Below are 4935 nucleotides of genomic sequence, written 5' to 3'. Positions count from 1 at the left end.
GGCGGCAACGTCCGGTTCGGGCACCCCGGCGCCGCGTCGTCCTGTGCGGAGGCGTCGTCCTGCGCCGGCCCGTCGCCCCGGACCGACCCGTCGTCCCGACCGGGCGGCGCGTCGGCGGTGCTCGCCACGCCGTCCGTCATGGTGGGGTCCGGTGGCGTCGGCGCGGTGGTCCGGGCGGCCGCACCGCCGGTGAACGCGGACACACTCGACAGCAGGCCGATGATCAGGGTGACGGCGACGGTCCGGGCCGGGGCAGCTCTGCGCACCCGAGCAGGTTAACGGGCCTGTCCAGCGTGGATACTGGGGCTATGCGTCTGTCCCGTCGGGTCTCGTTGTTCCTGCTCGCGTTCGGTGTGTGGTCCTGGATCATCTGGATCACCTTCGCCCGGAACCTCTGGGGCAGCGACGACGCCTGGAACCCGGACGGCTCCCCGACGGCGTACTTCGTCGTCCACGCGCTGCTGGCGGTCACCTCGTTCGTCCTCGGGACGATCATCGGGGTGCTCGGCTGGCGCGGGTGGCGGGCCGCCCGCGGAGGCGGCGGGGAGTCCTGACCGGGCGTTCCTTCACCCCTCCCCACTTCCGAAACTTTCGAAACACCTCTCTCCGGAGTCCGCGCCCGACGGCGTCGAATCCCCGTTGAGCTCGGTTGTTGCAGGTGAACCACTCGTCCCACGCTTCATACGGCCGAAAACTTTCGGAAACTTGGTGTTGACCGACGGTGTGACCGTTGCCATACTTCTCTCCGTCGTCGCCCGGTGCTGTCGGGTCACCGCACAGCGTCACCGAGCCGGTGCGCCCGCATCACCGCGACGTCGCCCTGTCCTCGACGAAAGGACTCCGAGAATGAGCACGGCACACCAGCGGCGATCCGGCCCCCGGCGGGTCGGGTCCCGGATCAGGACGGCCGTCGTGACGGCCGCGGTCGGTGCGTTGACCGCGGGCGGCCTGGTGGTCACGGCGGGTACGGCGAGTGCGCAGTCCACGCTCGCCGACGCCGCCGAGTCGCAGGGCCGCTACTTCGGCGCCGCGGTCGCGGCGGGCCGGCTCGGCGAGTCGGACTACACGGCCACGCTGAACCGCGAGTTCAACAGCGTCACCGCCGAGAACTCGATGAAGTGGGAGAGCCTGCAGCCCTCCCGCGGGAACTTCGACTTCTCCACCGCGGACCGCATCGCCGACCACGCGCGCAGCCAGGGCATGGACCTGCGCGGGCACACGCTGGTCTGGCACTCGCAGTTGCCCGGCTGGGTCGAGAACCTCGGGACCAACGAGCTCCGGACGGCGATGAACAACCACATCACCACGGTGATGGAGCATTACCAGGGCCAGGTCGGCTCCTGGGACGTGGTCAACGAGGCGTTCCAGGACGGCGGCAGCGGCGCCCGGCGCGACTCGGTGTTCCAGCGCCGGCTCGGCAACGGCTGGATCGAGGAGGCGTTCCGCACCGCGCGCTCGGTCGATCCGAACGCCACGCTCTGCTACAACGACTACAACACCGACGCCTGGGACTCGGCGAAGACTCAGGCCGTGTACAACATGGTGGCCGACTTCGTCAGCCGGGGCGTGCCGATCGACTGCGTCGGCTTCCAGGCGCACTTCAACAGCGGCAACCCGGTTCCGGAGAACTACCACACCACCCTGCAGAACTTCGCCGACCTCGGGGTGGAGGTCCAGATCACCGAGCTGGACATCGCGGGTTCCGGTGAGTCGCAGGCGCAGCAGTACAGCGGCGTCACCCAGGCATGCCTGGCCGTGTCCGCGTGCAGCGGCATCACGGTCTGGGGGGTGACCGACCAGTACTCCTGGCGTTCGGAGGACACCCCGCTGCTGTTCGACGGCGACTACAACGCCAAGCCCGCCTACCACGCCGTGCTGGAGGCCCTCGGCGGCTCCGGCGGCGGAGGTGGTGGCGGCGGTGACGACGGCGATGCCGCCTGCACCGTGAGCTACGAACAGACCCAGCAGTGGGGCGACCGGTTCAACGGCCGGGTCACCGTCCGCGCGGGCGACGAGGCGATCGGCTCGTGGAGCACCACCGTCACCGTGCACTCGCCGCAGGAGATCTCGGCGACCTGGAACGGCGACCCGAGCTGGGACTCCAGCGGTGACGTCATGACGATGCGGTCGAACAGCGGCGGTCTGCCCGCCGGCGGGGAGACCAGCTTCGGCTTCACCGTCATGGCGAACGGCAACTGGGCGGCACCCACCCTGGGCTCCTGCACCGCCTCCTGATCACCGTCGATCACCGGTACTCGTTACCGCCGCGATACGGAACGTTGGCCCGGCTCAGGCGATACGAGCCGGGCCAACGCTCGTGCTGGAACAGCCTTACGTGCGAACCCGCGGGACTCCACCCTTACGACCAATATCGAACGCGAGCCGGAAAACATCCGGGAGGTCGAGCTTTCCGTTCAGCCTCCGCGTCATGATGCCCAACGCGACCAACTCATCGAGAAGCTTCGTGTGATCATTGGGATAACGGGGCCCGGTTCGGGTCTGCGCGTCGTCCGTTGGGTCTTCGACCATGTTGCGCAAGGTAGTGCTCAACTCCGCCTCACTCCATTGGTGGAGCACCTCCTCGCGTTCGATGGGCACCTGCAGGCCGCTCAGCGGGCTGATTGCCTCTGCCACCCAGGGTAGGTCTTCTTGAACCTCGTAGACACGTGTCTGTGACGCCTGCTGAACACCTTCTCTGATAGCATCCCAGTGCAGCGGATGATGATGGTCTGCGTAATTGTTGAGCGTGTTTTCTGTGGCTGTCCGTAGAGCAACCAGGAAGCTCCGTGGGCTCGTCTGCCCTCGGCCGTCGGCCAGGTGATTGGGTAGCCACGGGTAAGTGCGACCCCGTCGGTGGTTACGCCCCATGTAATCTCCGGCCAATCGCGCGAATACTTCGCGCTGCACCTTCTCGTCGGCCGTGAGGTTGTCCGGTGGAACATATCTGTCAGGCTTCTCGCGCCAGTCTCCGGTGGAAGATCTGAAATCTCTTGACGTATCACCTTCGCCGTTCCCGAGGTGCTGAAACAGCAAGCCGTACAGATCGACTTGGGTCCAAGTCAGATCCACTGCGTTCGATTCGAGTTTCGATGAGTCCGGAAAATTCTTGTCCGAACTGTCGAGCATATCCTCCCGGATGAAGACTTTTGCTCTCAGGTTGCGTGTCTCCAGTCGCAGGTCGAGTGCGAACTGTAAGATACTTCCGGTTAACCGGTCCGCCGAGCGTCGGTCCTCGTGCAGTCGGTCGAGAGCATCGAAGAGGAAGAGTTTTGTCACCCCTTCCTCTGTGGCTTCCCTGTCCGCTTTCTGGAGGGCGCGCTCGGACTCCTCCTCATTCTCTGTGACCCAGTCGATCCTTTTCTTCCAGTTTGGCAATGCGACGATATCGGGATGGTCGAACGCTCGTAGCGCAACTGCCTTCCAGATGTCTTTGAGACGAACCTCATCGGCAAGTAACTGGGCCAGTACGTTCCGATTCGGGTACGTGTCGATGTCTCTCTCAGCACCGAAGCCGCGTAACGGCTGAATGCGTCGCAAAGAGGGAAGGCGGTACTCGTCCGCCGCGAGGTCCCGGAGATCATCGCTCAGCAGCGTAGTGAACCAAACAGTCTTACCGACGCCTCTGCCGCCACGCACCACAGTGACGTCCGGCTCTAGGGCGCGCCGATGGCGAGGCGCGGTGAACAACGTATTGGTATGGATTTCCGTGGTGTTCGCGTCCGCGGCCTGAGGCAAGCTTGTTCGGAGTAACTCGCGGTATGCGGATATGGAGAGCTCAGTCATCGGTGATCGCCTCAATCAATGCGGTCGCGTCATCGAGAAATCCGCTGAAGGCTGCTTTGACGAAGGGGCGGGAATGCCAGTCCGGTAGGTTCTGCGGATCTAGTGCGACCAAGTCGCTGTGGAAAAGTATCGACAACGGGGAGTGTGGAGCGTCCAGATCCTCGACAGCATAATTGAAGGAAGTCACCTCGCTAGCGGAGGTCTCTTCGTAGAGAGTTTCAGCGAAGGTATGTTGAGCATTGTCGCGGAAGCTCTGAAGGTAGGTCGGGGCCCAAGTTTCCGGTGTCATCGCGGAAACCATCTTCAGGCGTTCACCGAGTTTCGTTCCGGGATACAGGGTTCGCCACTGTTCGAACAGCGATCGGTAACCTCGCCAAGTCTGTGGGTTGTCGTTAGCGAACAGAAGATTGAAGTCGCTCAGCTGAGTCAATGAACGTTTTCCACTTGGCGTGGTAGAGCCTCAGCGCTGGTGGGGCTGGGTGTGGACAGAGGAGAAGCTCCTGGTAGACGAGTGATTGTCTAGATCAACTCTGTGGCTACCAGGAGCTTCGAGGTGCTTTCTTACCCGTCGGGGATGTCGGTGTCCAGTCGTGCGTTGAACATGCTGGTCGAGGCGTTGCGGCACGAACGGCGGGTACGCGGGACTCGGTGGCGGCGCCTGGAGGCGGGTCGGCAGGCCTTGTTGGTGCTGGCTTACCTGCGCAAAGGCGAGACCTATGCAGACCTGGCGGCCGGGTTCGCGATCGGTGTCACCACGGTGTTCCGCTATATCCGCGAAGCCCTGGGCGTCTTGGCCGCCCGCGCGATCGGGATCACCGAGGCGATCGCAGTCGCCGCGCGCAAGGCCTTCGTCATCCTCGACGGCACGCTGCTGCGCATCGACCGGGTCGGAATGGCCACGGGCCGGGACCGCCCGTACTACTCCGGAAAACACAAAAGACACGGCGTGAACGTGCAGGTCCTCGCCGACCCGGCCGGGCGGTTGATCTGGGCCTCGCCCGCACTGCCCGGCGCCCGGCACGACATGGGCGCGGCCCGCGAGCACGGCCTCATCGAGGCCCTGACCACCGCCGGGATCCGGGTCGTCGCCGACAGCGCCTACCGCGGCGCGGGCGTCAACGTCGACCTCCCACACCGCCGCAGACCACGCGA

Annotated in this window: 6 protein-coding genes; 3 read left to right on the top strand and 3 right to left on the bottom strand. The window is 64.8% G+C overall.

The window, feature by feature from the left end; genetic code table 11:
* Nucleotides 1-266 (bottom strand): hypothetical protein (locus SACPADRAFT_RS33525; RefSeq protein ID WP_007025935.1); only part of this gene is annotated, 266 nt, incomplete at its 3' end.
* A 42-nt stretch (nucleotides 267-308) separates the two neighbouring features.
* On the opposite strand from SACPADRAFT_RS33525, the gene SACPADRAFT_RS33520 reads away from it, so the two are divergent.
* Both SACPADRAFT_RS33520 and SACPADRAFT_RS0222965 read left to right on the top strand, forming a co-directional pair.
* Nucleotides 309-554 (top strand): SCO4848 family membrane protein, encoded by a 246-nt coding sequence (locus SACPADRAFT_RS33520; protein ID WP_007025934.1) that lies wholly within the window; start codon nucleotides 309-311, stop codon nucleotides 552-554.
* Between the two features lie 292 nt (nucleotides 555-846).
* The gene (locus tag SACPADRAFT_RS0222965) at nucleotides 847-2235 is read left to right on the top strand and encodes a glycoside hydrolase family 10 protein (RefSeq protein WP_007025933.1); all 1389 of its coding nucleotides are present in this window, start codon (nucleotides 847-849) and stop codon (nucleotides 2233-2235) included.
* A 96-nt stretch (nucleotides 2236-2331) separates the two neighbouring features.
* Here SACPADRAFT_RS0222965 and SACPADRAFT_RS29415 read toward each other — a convergent pair whose 3' ends face one another.
* Both SACPADRAFT_RS29415 and SACPADRAFT_RS0222950 read right to left on the bottom strand, forming a co-directional pair.
* Nucleotides 2332-3783, bottom strand: coding sequence for a P-loop ATPase, Sll1717 family (locus SACPADRAFT_RS29415; protein WP_007025932.1), 1452 nt, complete (start codon nucleotides 3781-3783; stop codon nucleotides 2332-2334).
* Complete coding sequence (locus SACPADRAFT_RS0222950) at nucleotides 3776-4213, bottom strand: hypothetical protein (protein ID WP_007025931.1); 438 nt, start codon at nucleotides 4211-4213, stop codon at nucleotides 3776-3778. Before SACPADRAFT_RS0222950 ends, SACPADRAFT_RS29415 begins: the two co-directional genes overlap by 8 nt.
* A gap of 123 nt (nucleotides 4214-4336) precedes the next feature.
* On the opposite strand from SACPADRAFT_RS0222950, the gene SACPADRAFT_RS29410 reads away from it, so the two are divergent.
* Nucleotides 4337-4935, top strand: a 599-nt coding sequence (locus SACPADRAFT_RS29410; RefSeq protein ID WP_084258576.1) for a transposase family protein, incomplete at its 3' end; no start/stop codon positions are given.

Origin of the sequence: Saccharomonospora iraqiensis subsp. paurometabolica YIM 90007 (assembly GCF_000231035.2) — a bacterium.
Classification (GTDB): Bacteria; Actinomycetota; Actinomycetes; order Mycobacteriales; family Pseudonocardiaceae; genus Saccharomonospora; species Saccharomonospora paurometabolica.
The sequence above is the reverse complement of the archived record's forward strand: the minus strand, read 5'-3'. Positions and strand labels throughout refer to the sequence as shown.